This is a genomic window from Pseudomonas sp. NA-150, assembly GCF_044336365.1.
In the GTDB taxonomy this organism is placed as follows: domain Bacteria; phylum Pseudomonadota; class Gammaproteobacteria; order Pseudomonadales; family Pseudomonadaceae; genus Aquipseudomonas.
In genome coordinates this window covers 3381067-3396526 of sequence record NZ_CP172305.1, presented here as the reverse complement: position 1 = coordinate 3396526, position 15460 = coordinate 3381067, and the positions used below count along the sequence as shown (strand labels likewise).

Annotated in this window: 13 protein-coding genes and 6 pseudogenes; 7 read left to right on the top strand and 12 right to left on the bottom strand. The window is 54.3% G+C overall.

The genetic code is table 11. The annotated features are described in order from the left end of the window. Positions 1–24 precede the first annotated feature (24 nt). Positions 25–276, top strand: coding sequence for a hypothetical protein (locus tag ACF0H7_RS16070; RefSeq protein ID WP_397453696.1), 252 nt, complete (start codon positions 25–27; stop codon positions 274–276). A gap of 470 nt (positions 277–746) precedes the next feature. After that, a complete protein-coding gene (locus ACF0H7_RS16065; protein WP_397453695.1) occupies positions 747–1094 on the top strand; it encodes a hypothetical protein in 348 nt (115 codons plus the stop codon). Between the two features lie 497 nt (positions 1095–1591). Here the strand turns inward: ACF0H7_RS16065 and ACF0H7_RS16060 are convergent, their stop codons facing one another. Then, complete coding sequence (locus tag ACF0H7_RS16060) at positions 1592–1792, bottom strand: hypothetical protein (protein ID WP_397453694.1); 201 nt, start codon at positions 1790–1792, stop codon at positions 1592–1594. Between the two features lie 583 nt (positions 1793–2375). Here ACF0H7_RS16060 and ACF0H7_RS16055 point away from each other — a divergent pair. Beyond that, positions 2376–2578: pseudogene (locus tag ACF0H7_RS16055) on the top strand (chemotaxis protein CheB); the annotation flags it as partial. Positions 2579–2770: 192 nt separating this feature from the next. Here the strand turns inward: ACF0H7_RS16055 and ACF0H7_RS16050 are convergent. The 7 genes and pseudogenes from ACF0H7_RS16050 to ACF0H7_RS16020 all read right to left on the bottom strand — a co-directional run bounded on the left by ACF0H7_RS16050 (position 2771) and on the right by ACF0H7_RS16020 (position 7269). After that, a complete protein-coding gene (locus ACF0H7_RS16050; RefSeq protein ID WP_397453693.1) occupies positions 2771–3307 on the bottom strand; it encodes a hypothetical protein in 537 nt (178 codons plus the stop codon). Between the two features lie 241 nt (positions 3308–3548). Then, positions 3549–3736, bottom strand: a pseudogene (locus tag ACF0H7_RS16045) (IS66 family transposase); the annotation flags it as partial. A gap of 71 nt (positions 3737–3807) precedes the next feature. Continuing rightward, a complete protein-coding gene (locus ACF0H7_RS16040; RefSeq protein WP_397453692.1) occupies positions 3808–4263 on the bottom strand; it encodes an Hsp20 family protein in 456 nt (151 codons plus the stop codon). A 563-nt stretch (positions 4264–4826) separates the two neighbouring features. Next, the gene (locus ACF0H7_RS16035) at positions 4827–5591 is read right to left on the bottom strand and encodes an SDR family NAD(P)-dependent oxidoreductase (RefSeq protein ID WP_397453691.1); all 765 of its coding nucleotides are present in this window, start codon (positions 5589–5591) and stop codon (positions 4827–4829) included. Between the two features lie 15 nt (positions 5592–5606). Continuing rightward, the gene (locus ACF0H7_RS16030; RefSeq protein WP_397453690.1) at positions 5607–6026 is read right to left on the bottom strand and encodes a hypothetical protein; all 420 of its coding nucleotides are present in this window, start codon (positions 6024–6026) and stop codon (positions 5607–5609) included. Continuing rightward, complete coding sequence (locus ACF0H7_RS16025) at positions 6026–6862, bottom strand: multidrug effflux MFS transporter (protein WP_397453689.1); 837 nt, start codon at positions 6860–6862, stop codon at positions 6026–6028. Before ACF0H7_RS16025 ends, ACF0H7_RS16030 begins: the two co-directional genes overlap by 1 nt. After that, positions 6859–7269, bottom strand: coding sequence for a DUF2255 family protein (locus ACF0H7_RS16020; RefSeq protein ID WP_397453688.1), 411 nt, complete (start codon positions 7267–7269; stop codon positions 6859–6861). The genes ACF0H7_RS16025 and ACF0H7_RS16020 overlap by 4 nt, the downstream gene beginning before the upstream one ends. Before the next feature lie 401 nt (positions 7270–7670). Between ACF0H7_RS16020 and ACF0H7_RS16015 the strand changes: the two genes are divergently transcribed. Both ACF0H7_RS16015 and ACF0H7_RS16010 read left to right on the top strand, forming a co-directional pair. Continuing rightward, positions 7671–8117, top strand: coding sequence for a cupin domain-containing protein (locus ACF0H7_RS16015; RefSeq protein ID WP_397453911.1), 447 nt, complete (start codon positions 7671–7673; stop codon positions 8115–8117). Beyond that, positions 8114–8905 carry a carboxymuconolactone decarboxylase family protein gene (locus ACF0H7_RS16010; RefSeq protein WP_397453687.1) on the top strand — a complete coding sequence of 264 codons (792 nt, stop codon included), beginning with the start codon at positions 8114–8116 and terminating at the stop codon, positions 8903–8905. The genes ACF0H7_RS16015 and ACF0H7_RS16010 overlap by 4 nt, the downstream gene beginning before the upstream one ends. Before the next feature lie 35 nt (positions 8906–8940). On the opposite strand, the pseudogene ACF0H7_RS16005 reads toward ACF0H7_RS16010, so the two are convergent. After that, positions 8941–9850 (bottom strand): annotated as a pseudogene (locus ACF0H7_RS16005) (LysR family transcriptional regulator). An 804-nt stretch (positions 9851–10654) separates the two neighbouring features. Here ACF0H7_RS16005 and ACF0H7_RS16000 point away from each other — a divergent pair. Then, positions 10655–11164: a ProQ/FinO family protein gene (locus tag ACF0H7_RS16000; RefSeq protein WP_397453686.1), complete on the top strand. Its 510-nt coding sequence runs from the start codon at positions 10655–10657 to the stop codon at positions 11162–11164. 444 nt (positions 11165–11608) lie between these two features. Here ACF0H7_RS16000 and ACF0H7_RS15995 read toward each other — a convergent pair. Next, positions 11609–12512: pseudogene (locus tag ACF0H7_RS15995) on the bottom strand (LysR family transcriptional regulator). Positions 12513–12696: 184 nt separating this feature from the next. Between ACF0H7_RS15995 and ACF0H7_RS15990 the strand changes: the two are divergent. Continuing rightward, positions 12697–13707, top strand: a complete 1011-nt coding sequence (locus ACF0H7_RS15990; protein WP_397453685.1) for an NAD(P)-dependent alcohol dehydrogenase — start codon at positions 12697–12699, stop codon at positions 13705–13707. Between the two features lie 51 nt (positions 13708–13758). On the opposite strand, the pseudogene tnpC reads toward ACF0H7_RS15990, so the two are convergent. Further along, positions 13759–15124, bottom strand: a pseudogene (tnpC, locus tag ACF0H7_RS15985) (IS66 family transposase); the annotation flags it as partial. 34 nt (positions 15125–15158) lie between these two features. After that, positions 15159–15454 (bottom strand): annotated as a pseudogene (locus tag ACF0H7_RS15980) (DUF4113 domain-containing protein); the annotation flags it as partial. Between the last annotated feature and the right edge of the window lie 6 nt (positions 15455–15460).

Genomic DNA, 15460 nt, shown 5'->3' with positions numbered 1-15460 from the left:
ATTTCTGTGTGAGGGATCCTGTTTGTGAACAAAACCGGCCACACCAACGTCCCGACAGCTCAGTTCATCAAAAGCATGCGAGAGGTCGCAAGCACTCTGAACAGTTCATCCACCTCGCTTCTCAGCGTGGCAGTGCGTATGGCTGAAATAGGTCATGACGACGAGGCTCAGCTGTTGATCGACCTGGTGAAAGGTCTACATCGAGCTGAGGAAGAAGTTCGCAGGCATTCGAAGGATGCTGGGGTCGGCAGAATTGTGAAGCTCAGTGAACACTAGACACGTACCTCGTGAACTCTTTGTAAGAACTCATCACTGCTCTCAGCCGGAAAGAAGATAAATCTTTGAATCCCTTAGCTGGCACATGGTCTGGTACTAGGACGGCCCAAAAGACGCCGAAGCGCAGGAGGCATGTATGAGCTTTGCAATGACCCTCTTCACCATGATCGGATCCTGGTTACTCGTAGCCATGGCAATGCTCTGGGGCGTGCTCCGAGTCGCACGTCGACACCACACCCACTTCTCCAGGAATGTCGATGGCCATCGTCTCACTCACTCCGGACAACCTCTTCTGAATGCGGCGTAGTTTTGTACCATGCCCCCAACCAGGCGCAATGCGAAGTGACCTTGAATTACGACGCAAGCGTGCGTTGGTGATGATAAACTCGACCACCCTACTCCAAGCTCTTTCGATTACGTGTGCGATGCACGCTGCAGGCTGCTCCTCTGCCCCTGGTGTTGAGTCTCCCATGGGAGCGAAGCTTCCAATCAGGGTGGGGATCTACGGCAACGTCTCTGAAAACTGCTCAGACCCCGCCAATGCCGGAATACTTAGCTTCAATGGCCAGGGCCTAAGCGACGTCCATACCCATGACTGCCATATGACGATCGAATCCCATCAGGGGAAGCTTTTTGCGTATTCACAGAAATGCGTGGTCACCGGAACCGGCGCGGGCCCGAGTTCTATCGGGCCTGGCCTGATGCGTATCGAAAGCGACAAGCGTTTCGCCCTGTATCGTAAAGGGGGCGAAACCATCTTTAATTACTGCGAGCCGGCGTCCTTGCCTCCCGGAATAGCTGTCCCGAAAAACAACTAGGTTGAGATTGCTCGCCCGCCAGCGATAGGAATCGCATGTTGGACGGGGAATGATTGCCTAAATCAACGTCGCCGCGACTTCCCACCTGCTCAGGTGATACTTCCACTATCTGTGTGGCCAAACGTAATTTCAAAGAGAGGCCTAGACTGAAGCTGTCACTCAAGTCCGCAGTGCCACCGCCAACGCCCGGGCAGATGGGCTGATTCAAATTGCCGACCAACTCCCTCGGCAGCATAAAGTAAGTCCAGAACTGATAAACCCCTTATCAGACGATAGAGCCGGCGTAATTCCGGCTTTTTAGTTTGTATGTCGATTTAGATTGCGCACAAAGATTCCGATGATCGCTTAGCTTTGCTTTCTACTTGGCTTATTACGCTGTGGGCTGAGCGACAGTTCCCCTAAATCGTGGCGCTTAGCAAACATCGAAGTTCGCGATTGGCCACAGCCCTATAAGCGGGCCGCCAACACGCCCGTTCGCTATCGGCAACTTAACCTCGTCAAATCAACGTAAGTCTTGGAAATACCAGGGTTAACTTAGATGAAAGCCCCTTCCTGAGGTGCTGAGGCGTTTGCCAACCGAAGTAGATCAGCCAAAGTCCATTGGGCATTAGCTCCGCGTCAGTTTTATAAGTCCCCACCTCGTTTTCGGTTATTCCGAGCAGGTCAGCAATCTGTTTATCCGTTGGCGGATTACTCATAGCGACTCCTGTCAATTGGAAACCAAGAATATTTAGATAGCCTAAAATCACCGTTCACACAAGCTCGAAGTCGCTGGAGCAATCCCGCACTGCCAGTCAGCTGATTTGACACAAGCCGGGCATTGCAACGGGGGCGCGGAACGTCGATGGAGCTGCCAGACTTCAATTACGGGTTTGCAGCTGACCTCCACACGATCCCACTTCGAGGGCTGGCCAAAAGACATAGCGGAAATGTAAGACCGACTTGAGTCGCTGAACATGGCGATGAGAAAGGCAGCTTCATGACCATGGTCAGTAGTGGATCAGGTTTTTCCTGGCACCCACCTAGCTCATGAGGGATGCGTTATTGATGCTGCTATTCCGTTACGCACGGGCTGAAGTCTTGACCAGCACCCGCTATTGGTACCAGTTCGGATGCAACCTATGCCTTTGCCAGGCGATATCAAGGTCTTCAGGTATACGTTCCGTTCTGTAGCAACATGGAGGGTGGATGGGCAAGGATTCCCCCCTGAATTCTGCGCAACGGATTAGCTTTTCAGTCACGCAACCGTCTAGGTTGACGGCATAGAATGCGATCAAGAACCAGGCGATTAAGCTGTTTTTCGAGCACATGCCGCATGACACTGGCATGGCCTACGTGTCGTTCTTCACTTGTCCCCTGATCATCAAAGCATCGCTGACCAGATCATCCAACAATCGACCAAGATGCCGGTGCTGCAAGTCACCCAGACCGTGCCTATAGAAAAAAATCATATCTATGTGATCTCGCCGGAACGGTCACGACTTGATGATTGCCTTACGCAAACTACCTCTGGCGAAAAACGTTCCGCCGATCGCTTTGACCGGATATGGAGCTCACAGTGACATTGAGAAATCAAAAGCTGCGGGATTCGATCGACACTTGGAAAGCCCGTGCCTTACGACGATCTTATTGAAACCATTGAAAGGCTTCATACCGTCCGCGAACCGGAATCAGACTCATAGAAGATAGGCGCGCTGGATGTACGCGCGCCTATCAATGGCTTGTTCTAGTCGCGTCTTCAGATCATCCCAAGCTTGGGCGTCGACTTGAGGTTGACGCATCAGTTGAAGCATAGAAGTCTTGGCTTCGAGGTATTCGTTCCAAGCGTCTTCCGCTTTCAACTTTAAACGCTCGCGTTTACTCATTTCCATTCGCCTCAGGGCCAGCACAAAGGCGTCCGTAATAACCGTGTTTAAAGCTACTTGCACTCTGTGTGGCGCAAGAAAAGCCTGATGACCAACAACAATTGCATGCGCCCGTTTAACTCCCCACTTCAGCGCATCGCAACAACTCTCATATTCAAGATCATGAAACTCCTCATTGATTATTAGCCCATCCGCAGCATATGCCCCAATAAATACCTGCGTGAATCCTTCGACTGTCAGCCGGGCCTGTACTTCAACCTGCCGACCATCGTGAAGTAAATCTTCAAACGTCTGTAGCGGCAACCGATTATCAACCCATAGCCAGTATTGTGCACTCCTGCGCCGCATAAGCTTTCCTCGCTATAGGTATCAAGACGTAGGGTCGAGGGCTTCGTCGAGTGCAATACCGAAACTCATTAGAACGCTAGCCATTATTTTCAAAGATGCAAATCCGCTCGTGACTGAAAGCTGCAGGTGATCTGAAAAGACATGACACAGGTGTTGATCGACTACTGCCGCTGAGGATTTGCCCAATCGCCCATAGCGGGCTTTCGACGCAAACGAAACGGGCTTCACAGTCTGCCCACATTCACATCCAATTATTGGGTAACAACTCGGTCTCACTTGCCCGCTGCGACGGCAGGCGCGTGAGAACGTGCTTCAGGTAAGAATACGGATCCCGTCCCGACTGGCCAAACTCATGACCGCCGCACCGTTCGCCACTGCGCAGTAATCGGTAAATAACCAATTCGAACGACCAAGAGCCCTAGGCCGTATTAACTCACGCAAAGTAGTTTGGGTAGACCCTTACAAAAAGGCGCTCCGAAGAGCGCCTCATTTACCGCTATTTAGTTGAGTTGTTTCAGATCAGCCTTCCCCGAGCCACCGATGGTGATGCGCTTGGGCTTGGCTTCCTCTGGCACAACCCTGAGCAGGTCAATGCTCAGCAGGCCATTGGAAAGCGATGCACCTTGAACCTCGATGTGATCCGCTAAGCGGAACGACAGCCGAAATGCACGTTGCGCGATTCCCTGGTGAAGGTAAGTCACCTCCTTATCGTTTTCTCGCTTACCGCCGGCGATGGTCAAAACGCCCTTCTCAACTTGAATGTCCATATCCTCCTCAGCCAGACCCGCCGCAGCGATGACGATTCGGTAATGATCGTCACCATGCTTCTCGACGTTGTGAGGGGGATAGGTAGTTGAGGCCGCCTCGCTGCGGAGCGCGGATTCAAACAGGTCGTTGAAACGGTCAAAGCCTACCGACTGACGGAACAGTGGGGCCAACGAAAAGGTTGTAGCCATAGCGAAATCTCCTGAGTTTTCTCCAAGTGATTTATGAAGCGACCCGGTTTCGGCATCGCGTAAAAAATATATAGCGACATCAGAAAACGATTCAAGAGGTCTCGAAGATTTTTTTGTTCGCGAAGCGTCAGGCCCGTAAACGAGATCATCCGGGTGTGCCCTCTTGAATGCCGTCCAAATATTTGGAACTAAGCTCTTCTGCCAGCAGTGTCTCGATTATCCAATGGCGTGCTGCCTGGATCCTCTCGACTCAAGAGATCAGTTACGTGTTGATGCACCGGGTATACCGTCTCGACAACCCACTCGGTTTTATCCTGCTGATGTAGGTGCCAGAACTGCTTACCGACTGCCATCGTGTCTGAACTGCCTGGATCAATCTTGATGACGACTGTAACCGTCGCCACGTGTACGCCCTGAACCTTGGCAGTACGGGTTCAATTCCGACATGTGTCTCTTCCTATGGCTTAATGTGGCTTGCTAAGGCCGCGCGCTGGCAGCGTGGGGAGCGGTAGTTTTTTAAGTTTGAACGCGGGTGTGCTACTCGCCTGTATGGCAGCAGTGAATCAGCGCATGACGAAGCCGCCATCCACCGAAATGGACTGACCGGTGACGTAACTGGAGGTACTGCTGCTCAACCAAAGAACAGCGTCCGCGATCTCTTCGGGCTTGCCATGGCGCCCCATCGGTACAGCCTTTGTCATTCCTTCAAGGGCATCGCCCTGCCCAGCAGCCACCATCTGGTCGGCCATCGGTGTCCAGATCAGCCCAGGACATACTGCATTGACGCGAATGTTCCGAGCGGCATATTCGAGCGCTGCGCTCTTGGTCAATCCGATCACACCGTGCTTTGCAGCGTGATAATTGGCGCGCTCGGCCCCTCCGATCAGCCCACCCAAGGACGAGCAATTGACGATGGTGCCGCTACCTTGGCGACGCATGTGCTGAAGCTGAAACTTCATGCAGCTCCAAACACTGCGCAGGTTGATCGACATCACTCGGTCGTAGTCTTCAACACTGGCATCGGCGATTTCGGCGAGGACGTTCTGGACACCCGCATTATTGAAGGCTGCGTCCAAGCGACCGAAAGTTGCAATGGTCTCTTTCACCATCGCTTCCACCTGATCGATGTCTGCGACGTCGCAACGAATACCGATCGCTCGATGACCCTCGCCCACAAGTGCCTCTGCGGCAGCGCGAGCCGCCTCGCCGTTAACGTCAACCAATGCGACAGATGCGCCTGCCTGTGCGAAGGCCTTGGCAGTTGCCAGACCAATCCCGGATGCAGCGCCAGTAACCAGCGCAACTTTGTTCTCAAACGAAAAGCTCATCGAATATTCCTCGATTTAAAGGTGATCAAATGTATGAGTTGTGCGCAGCGCACTGATGGCGCCCAGCGCACATCCAACACCGCAAATTGCCACCACCAGCCCCATCGGCCATGGGGTGCCATTGGCGAGAATGGCAATCAATGCGGAACCCAAAATTCCGGAGCCGTACTGCATAGCGCCTGCCAGCGCGGAAGCTGAACCTGAAAATTGTGGAAGGCAGTTCAGCGCGCCGGTGATGGCGTTGGCCAAGACGAAGCCAGTAGCGGATACGAATAGAAAACACCCGCTGATCAAGAGAGGTAGTCCTCCCCAATCTGACCAGGTGGTGGCCGCTATAACGATGCCGGCGACGCCCGACATGAGCCCACCCACAACCAGCATGGTGTCCGTATCGTAATGATCCAGCAGACGAGCGTTGATCTGATTGGTAGCCATTAGCCCAATGATGCCTGCGCCAAAAAGCACGCCATACCACTGGGGCTGAGGTGGTGGTAGTCGATGTAAGCGAAGGGCGAACCAGCGATGTAAGCAAAGGTGCCCGCGTAGAAAAAACCGCCAGTAGCGACGTAGGCCAGAAACTTGGGGGTATGCAGTAGCGTTCCGTAGCGCAGAATAATTGCCCGGGGCGATGTCGGAATCCGCCGTTCGGACGGCAATGTCTCAGGTAGCAGCAACAGGCTGAACAACGTCGCCAGCCCCAACACCACCAACGTCCAGAAGATGGCCTGCCACGATATCAGATTGAGAATCTGCCCCCCGGCAGTCGGCCCCACTAGAGGTGCGATTGCCATGACGGTCATCAAGGTAGACATTTTCTGTGCAGCTTGGCGCCCCTCATACAGATCCCGCACCATCGCCCGAGCAAGAACGACGTTGGCGCAAGCGCCTAACGCCTGTATCACCCGCCAGGCAATCATGGTGGTGCCATCATGAGCTAGGGCACAGCCACCCGAGCCTATGATGAACAACACGCAGCCAAGTGCGACCGGTAGCCGTCGACCATAGCGATCGCTGAACGGCCCCCAGAACAACTGTCCTGCGCTGAAGCCCGCCAGGTAACCGCTGATGGTCAGCGCCATGGTGCCGCTGTCGGCGTGCAAGGCAGCCGCCATCACGGGCATCGCTGGAAGATAAAGATCCGTCGAGATAGAAGCGAACGCGAGCAATGCACTCAGTATTAGCAAGATTCGCAGACCATGCTCTTGCTTATGATGGCGGCGTTTATCGTCGGCAAGGCGATGTTCAGGAGCAACCAATTCAATCTCGCTCACTGCGCATTACCCACAGGTAATATGCGCATGGTAGCGGCGCGTGAACGCTCACTGATCATAGGTGCTAGATAGCTGCTGGAGCTGTATTTGGCTCTGTATGCATCATCAATGCGATCGTTGATCGCTCCATTGGCGAGTTCGAAAGCCACATCAAATGTCTTGCCAGCCGCAATGATTCTCCCAGCCATCTGCTTCAGCGCTGCTAGATACCAACGCGACTGGACTCCGCTGTATGCACGCACATAGAGACTACCCTCCACCTCGACGCACCAGATAAATGTAGACGTGCCGTAACTCACTTTATCGTCGCGAAATACGGAGATGTGGAGATCGTCGGCATTAATGATCTTGGTAAGCTCTGGCTGTTGCCAATTCATGGGTTCCCCTTTCGTCACTTGTTCGCGCATGGCTGACTCAAGGCATAGGCCAGCAAGCAGCAGCTGAATTGCTGAGGTAATTCTTGCAGGAGGTCGCGTGATCATCTCTGGCCCTCGGTTGGCCGCCGAAGCTGGCGCTTAACTGGTGACTTCAAATTAATCAACCGCGAGGAGGATGAATACCGGTCAAACACGGGATGTTCTGATGAGGATTACTCAGCAATCCTTACAAATGCCGGGCTAGGCGGCTGGCAACGTTCAGAGCATTCAAAAGCCACATTGATGAGGCAGCCTCATCGCTTCATGCAGGTTTTGCCTTGTAGTCCCTGAATACCTCATGCAATAGCTTGTAAAGCTCCCCCACGAATGAGTAGGAGCTTGCCCTCATGAAAACAGTCGTCGCCTTCTCCGCATCGGTCGTCTTGTTACTGATGGCCGTCTCGGTACAAGCCGCTGATGTCATAAATAACCGCGCCACGACTATCGTCAGAAATGGTGAGCAACCTTCCATCATGGGTGCGCCAAGCAACTTTGTCGGGAACGCTCGAATCGACCCGCTTTTTACCGCGCAAGCCCCTTCTACCGTTTCAGCGGGCGCCGTGACATTCCAGCCTGGCGCGCGCTCGGCGTGGCATACCCATCCAAAAGGCCAAGCCTTGGTTGTAACTGCGGGCACGGGGTGGATCCAGCAGGAAGGCGGCGAGAAGACGGTCATCAAACCAGGGGATGTTATCTGGACTCCACCAGGCGTTAAGCATTGGCACGGTGCTACCGCGACTTCAGGCCTGACCCATGTCGCGATACAGGAAGCCGTGGACGGCAAGAACGTGGTGTGGATGGAACCTGTCAGCCAAATCCAGTATGAGGCATCACGATGAGACTTTTCAGAGCAGGAGTTGCATGCCTGACCGTATTTCTCGCTGCCTGCTCCACTCCAGTTCGCAACACTGCCATGACACGCCTACCAGCGGTGCCAACACTGGATGACATGAGAGCTGTTTCTCCCGCCTTGGCACACAACACTGAGTCGATTCTTTTTGGTGAGGTTTGGAAGCGGCCAGGTTTGTCGCCACGGGACAGAAGCTTGGTAACGCTTGCGGTGCTGATTTCAAAACAGCAAACCGTCGAGTTGGCTTATCACGTGAATCTTGCGCTGAACAATGGCGTCACGGCGGTAGAAATCTCGGAGGAGATAAACCACCTTGCTTTCTATACCGGGTGGGGTAACGCAACGGCCACGATCCTCATCACCAAAGACGTGTTTGCCCGGCACGGGATTACTGCTGATCAACTGCCACCCGTATCGCCGCCCCTTCTTCCCATCGACCAGGCCTCCGAAAAAGTGCGCACTGCCTTCGTCGACAAAACAGTCGGCCCGGTATCCCTCGGCGTCGTGCACTACACCGACGCTTCGTTGTTCCACGATCTGTGGTTACGCCCTGGGCTTGCTCCGCGAGATCGCAGTTTGATCACGGTGAGCGCGCTGATTGCTACCGGCCAAGTCGCGCAACTCGGCGCGCACCTAAACCGCGCAGTGGACAACGGACTCACACAGGCTGAGGCCTCGGAAATGCTGACTCAATTGGCGTTCTATGCGGGCTGGCCCAACGTATTTACAGCGGTACCAGTGGTCAGTGAAGTATTCGCTAAGCGCTTTACGGACTGAATAGCTGTGCGAGCCGCTGCAACTAGAGCGGAATATCATTCGCCCAATGGCTGAATTTCGCGGATCAGGTCAATGAGTAAGCGCAAACCTGTTGGCAACTGACGATGACTTGAGTAGTACATGTGAAAGCCGGACGCCACACTGGCCCAATCATCCAGCACCCTGACGACTTCACCCGTTTCGACCAGAGGCGCCATCGCTGGCTCGGGCGCGTACATCAGGCCCGCACCACGGCGCACCAGTGAAAGGCCGACCCGAGTCTCGTCGATGGTGATAATTCCGGGCACCGAAATCGAGAGCGATTCATCTCCCTTCTCGAACTCCCAGTCGTACATTGCGCCGTTACCCAGCCGAATGCGTAGACAGCGATGCTTAAGCAAGTCGCTCGGATGCTCCGGTACACCAAAGCGCTTGAGGTAGTCAGGAGTGCCAGCCACGACCCAGCGAATGTCTGGAGACAAGCGCTGAGCGATCATGTCCTCAGGAACCGTGCCACCGTAGCGAATTCCTGCATCATGGCCGCCGCCGATAACATCGACGATCAAATTGGTGACGGTCAGGTCGATTTGGATTTTCCGGGTAGCGATCATTGAAAACAGCTAAGACGGGGCCTAACAGGAGATCGGCAGCATCGCTGAGTATGTTTAAGCGGATGCGGCCAGTAGGCTTATCCCGGAAGCGGTTGAGCACCTCCATCGCTTGTCCCATCTCCTGCATGGGCTCACTAATCAAGGTGTGAAGCTCTTCACCCGCCGCAGTCAGCGTTACGCTGCGGGTGGTGCGGTTAAGTAAACGCACCCCAATTCGTGTTTCCAACCCCTTGATGGCATGACTCAACGCAGAGGCGCTGATCCCTACCTCTTGGCCTGCTTTACTGAAGCTCTGATGGCGAGCAATGGCCAAAAAGTAAACAAAGTCGGCGAGATTGGCGCGGCTCATGTTCATGAGGGGTCTCAGCTAAGAAATGCCTTTGGTAACCAGGAGCGCTGGCGGCGATGCTGGATTGTACGCAGTGGCCAGTGACTCCACTGCTGAGGGAGGCTCACTGATCCATTATACTCTGCTCAGTAATACTTACTGATGGGGTCTGAGCTATTCAGGTGATAATTCACACCCAACCGCCAGAACCACCCTATGCGCCAAGCGGTTGCATAACTTTCACCGGCAAAATCCATGCGCACGAGCTCGTGCTCAATCATTACGTGTTGTTACCTATTAATGTTTGAAGCCGTTCGTCAGTAGGGGCTCCAGTCCAACCGCGACTGTGAGCGATATTGGTGTTTCCTAACGTAATCAAGCCTAATTAGTATTCGACACCCTGTATGTTGTAAAAGTGGACAGTTGATGCCCGCCGTAGATGCCGGCATATCGCGCCGTGTGCAGACTGAACGTGTTAGAGAAGAAGGGCAGCAAACCGACCGTAAGACCAGCTTTGGGCGCCTAGGATTGTGCCTCCATACACCCTTGCTTTTCACGGTACGGTTGCTCGAAGCTGCACTTGGTTAGGCACGACATCCCAGGCCTGGCTGGCCTCCGCCGATGTTGACTAGCTGCCCTAGCTTGGATGTCGCCGGCCGTGGCGGGCGCCAATTGACCCATCCAGCCCTTCGCGTTCGGTGGCAGTTGCCTAAAAAGCGATCAACGAACGCCTACGAAACCAGCGACGAATTATCCTTTTTCAGCTGCTCCCAAGCGCTGCATGGAATATCCTTGCGTCACGCGAACAACCTCTAAGCAGTGGATTGAAAGATGGGTTTTGAACAACTAGCTGGACTACGTGACCGCCTGCAAGCCGAAAAAGAGCATGCAAAGGCCGATAGCGCGATACAACTCAAGCAGAAGTCCTCCCGGCAGGCTAAACCTCGTGACCAGGATCCAGCGGTCATAGCGATTTGGCCATTGCAGAAGCATTTTCCATTGGCCTTCCCTGTCAATCCAGCACCCAAGGTTCCGCTCAAAGAGGGCATTTTGAAGGATGCTGAGCAACACTTGGAGCTGCTGGGATTAACCCTCGAACAGCTCAAACTTGGCATCTCTACGTGGTGCAGGGGAACTCGATACTGGGTAAGCATGGTGGAGGATGCACCGCGCTTGGACTTGACCGGTCAGGAAGTTGGCACTGTCACCGCCGCTCAGGCGATACATGCGAAGCAGCAAGCTTCCCGGCAACGAGGCCAAGACCGACGAAATCGTGAGCAGTTAAAAGCGCGTGTACCGGCCCTCCCTGTCGATACGGGTGTGAAACAGACTGAAGACTGAATACGATCGCGCTCTGCATCGTGCACCCAACCATTCGGATCATTTGCATAGCGTGTGAGCTATTGCTTGCCCGCGAGCTCAATGGGTATGCAATCTGCGGGCATAGACATTCAAGCTCAATTTGGGTACCTCGGCGTGCTTGCTGAGGCACTGAGCACTCCCCATGGTTATCTTGATTGCTTGGCTTGCCGAGGAGCACCTGCGGAATGAATTTGAGGCTGAGAACTTAGCTGCCCCTTAAGCCCGCTGATCAGCGAGGCTATGGCCCTGCTTGTCCTTAACGTGGAAGTCGGGACGCCTGAAGCAATGAGATCGGCACGGCCACTCTGCGGTCAATGAGGTGGATGGACATCAGCCTAAATGAATCGACGATACATCGTAAGCGTCTGCCGAACACATCTTGCACCAGCCCGTTTGGGTGCGGAGTCAGCATACGAGCGAAGGTTAGTGCGCTGTGAACCAGCTGGGGTGTAGCACAGGAAAATGTTCCTTCAGCCAATCCACAAATGCGTCGACCTGCGGCGCAAGATGCGTTCTGCTTGGATAAAGCACGGAAACCAGGCGAGGCTTTGGACGAAATGCCCTGAGCACTTCAACCAGTTCTCCGCTTGCGAGGAATGTCTCAACGGTAATTCCAGGAGCTTGAACAATGCCGAAGCCTGCAACAGCGCATTGAACGTAGGCATTCGACTCATTCACGGTGATTCCACCATGAGGCGTATGTGGACGATCTTCGCCGTCTACCGAGAAGTGCCAAGGCAGCGGTCTGTTATTTTGACCGGAAAGGAAGCTGACACATCTGTGGTCTACTAGATCTAGTAGGGTTATGGGTGCCCCGCAGGCTTGGAGATAACCTGGAGACGCACAGGTCACCATGGTGGCGGTGCCAATTTTTCTAGCCACCATGCTTGAATCCGGGAGGTCACCAATTCGCAATACACAGTCGATGCCCTCGGCTACGAGATCTACCGTGCGGTCGGTCACGCCTAGCGCAAGCTCGATTTCGGGAAATGCCTCGTTAAATCTCCTAAGGCTTCCCATGAAGCTGGGCTGGGAAAATGCAGTGGGGATGTCAATTCGAAGCCGTCCTCGCAACGTCGATCCACTACGGTCGAACATGGAGGTGGTTTCTGCGATGGTTGCCAAAATCTCTTTGACGCGTTCGTAAAACCGCTCGCCCTCAGCAGTCAGTTTTACTTTACGCGTAGTGCGTTGGAACAGACGGACACCTAGCAAGGCTTCCAAATCCTGAATGGTGCGTGTGACGTGCGGGCGTCCGGCCGGCCTGCATTGCCTCAGCGACTTTGGTGAAGCTCCCCAACTCCGCTAGCTTGGCGAATACTTGCATCGACTGTAGAAGCTCCATAAGTCTCTTCTCGGAAAGCGTATTAACTGGATGATTGTTGCTGATCAGGATAACAATCCTGTTGGTTTCTGCACATTTATCTAGGGCCGCGAAACCTCAACAATGTCCTCAGCGTAAACAGAGGAGCTTTCCTCCCCTGCACATTCAAAATTGTTGGAGACAGAAAATGAAAGCGTGGCTTCTGAAAGATTTCGGCTTGGATAATCTGGTGCAGGGCGAAACGGAAACCCCCGTGCCCCAAGCTGGTGAACTGCTGGTTAAAGTAGGCGCTGTATCACTCAATTTCCGGGACAAGGCCATCGTTGACGGCATCTATGAACCTCACATGGTGCCCAAGCCGCTGATCCCCGTCAGCGATGCGGCGGGGACTGTCGTGGCAGTTGGAGATGGTGTTAGCCGCTTCGCTATCGGAGATCGGGTCAACTCACACCTCTACTCACGTTGGTTGGACGGCATGCCTGGGCCAGATGAACCCAACTACTGCTTCGGCTCGCCATTGCCTGGTGGTCTGGCGGAATACATGATCATCCATGAAGACAGCGCAGTACGTGCCCCCGATAACATGTCAGATGAGGAAGCGGCGACCCTTCCAATTGCTGCTCTGACGGCGTGGTATGCGCTCGTCGATTATGGCCAGATCGAGGCCGGCCAAACCGTTTTGGTTCAGGGATCTGGAGGTGTTTCTGTTTTTGCAGCACAAATTGCTACGGCTTTGGGAGCCAAGGTTATCGTCACCTCCAGCCGCGATGACAATCTGGAAGCTGTAAGAAAGCTGGGCGCTGTTGCTGGTGTGAATTATCGCACTACCCCTGAGTGGGCAGAGGAAGTTGTGAAGCTCACTGACGGCAAGGGAGTGGATCTCCTGCTGGATGTGGCAGGCGGTGACGGCATCAATCAATCGATTGCTGCAACAAAGGCTGGTGGACGTATCGCACAGATCGGCTTTCTCACAGGCCAAACCTCCGCTCTGAACCTGATGCCCATGATTTTCCGACAAACAACGATTCGCGGCATAGCCGTTGCTCCACGTTCGTCATTTGACCGAATGAACGAATTCTTGAATGAGCACAAGATTCGTCCGGTAATCGACCACGTGTATCCATTCGATCAAGCACGCGAAGCGTACGAACATTTGGCCAGAGGCGCCTTTGGTAAGGTAGTAATCAAAATTGCGTAGGATTAAGCCACTTGGAGTTACGCCGCAAATTCCGCATTGAAATATGCGCGGTCAGATGGCCACCCAATTATGTGGCAGCAGATCGGCAATCTCACTCGCCCGCTGCGACGGCAGGCGCGTGAGCACGTCCTTCAAATAAGCATACGGATCATGCCCGTTGAGCCGTGCAGACTGGATCAAACTCATGATCGCCGCCGCCCGTTTGCCACTGCGTAACGACCCTGCGAAGAGCCAGTTCTTGCGTCCCAGAGCCCGTGGTCGGATCTGGTTCTCTGCCCAATTATTATCAATGAGTACGGCCCCGTCATCGAGGTAGCGCGACAGCGCTGCCCAGCGTTTTAGGCTGTAATCAAGCGTTCTGCTGATGGCCGAGCCTTCGGGCATGAGATCTCGCTGGGCGATCATCCAGGTATTCAGCCTTTCCATCACCGGCAGGGCTTTTTCCTGCCGTATTTGGCGCCGTAAATCCGGCTCCAGGTCGCGGGCTTCGCGTTCGATTTCGTATAGTAACTGGATGTAGCGCAGGGCTTGTTCGGCGAGCATGCTCTTGATGGTGGCGTGCAGTTCAAAGAACTTGCGCCGGGCGTGGGCCATGCAGCCGATCTCGGTCACGCCGAGTTCAAAGCTGGCCTTGTAGCCACCAAAATCATCACAGACCAGCTTGCCTTTCCAGTCTTGCAGGAAGTTGCGTGCGTGTTCTCCTGCGCGACTGGGGCTGAGATCGTAAACAACCGCTGCTGTTTCGCAAAACTGGATGGTGGCGTAGGCCCAAACATAGGAACGATGGGTTTTCTTCGCGCCCAGGGTGAGCATCTGCACCGGCGTTTCATCGGCGTGGATGACCTTCTGTTCGAGCACTACGTCGCGCAACGCGTCGACCAGAGACTGCAACTGCACGCCAGTACGCCAGTACGCCAGTACGCCAGTTACGCCAACCCATTGGGCCAGAGTTGAACGTGGGATGGCCAAACCGGCTCGACCAAAAATCGACTCCTGACGGTAGAGAGGCAAATGGTCGGCATACTTCGCAATCATGACATGGGCCAGCATCCCGGCGGTCGGGATGCCCTTGTCGATGACCTGCGTCGGCACTGGCGCCTGGATCAGTATTTCGCAGTCATCACAGACCCATTTGCCACGGACATGGCGCTCGACAGTAAATACGCCAGGCATGTAGTCCAGTTTTTCGCTGACGTCTTCACCGATACGCTTGAGTGCGCACCCGCAAGGACAATGTATGTTATCCGGTTCGTGGTGGATTAGCGTGCGTGGGAACTCCGCCGGCAACGCCGTGCGCCTGGGCTTTTGCTTTTTATCGGTCGCAGGCGGAGCTGTTTGCAATGCCTGAAGCTCAGCCAATCGCCGCGATATCGGTATCGATCAAATTGTCCAGCAAGCTAGCCTGCTGCGGATTGAGCGGGCACCAGTTCTAGCCTTTTAAACGAGCGAGCTTATCTGCTGTACACCGTGCAAAGTTGATCCTTCCTTGTCGTGTAACTCTGACTCATCATCTCCCGTCGCATTCCCCAACCTGAATCGGTCGGCACACTCGCCACCCACATTGTTCCCCTACCCATCGGCCACCAATGGCGTCCAGGACACCCACCACCTTTTCCGAGGCGGCCGGCTGAGAGTTCGAAAATAGATCGTCGGCGTATTCTCCTTTCTGGCACAGGCCAAGCAGCAGAACTTCGGCTCTGCTGTATCTAAATCCTGCCCGGCACAGTCGGCCTACCGCATCTACGGCTTACTT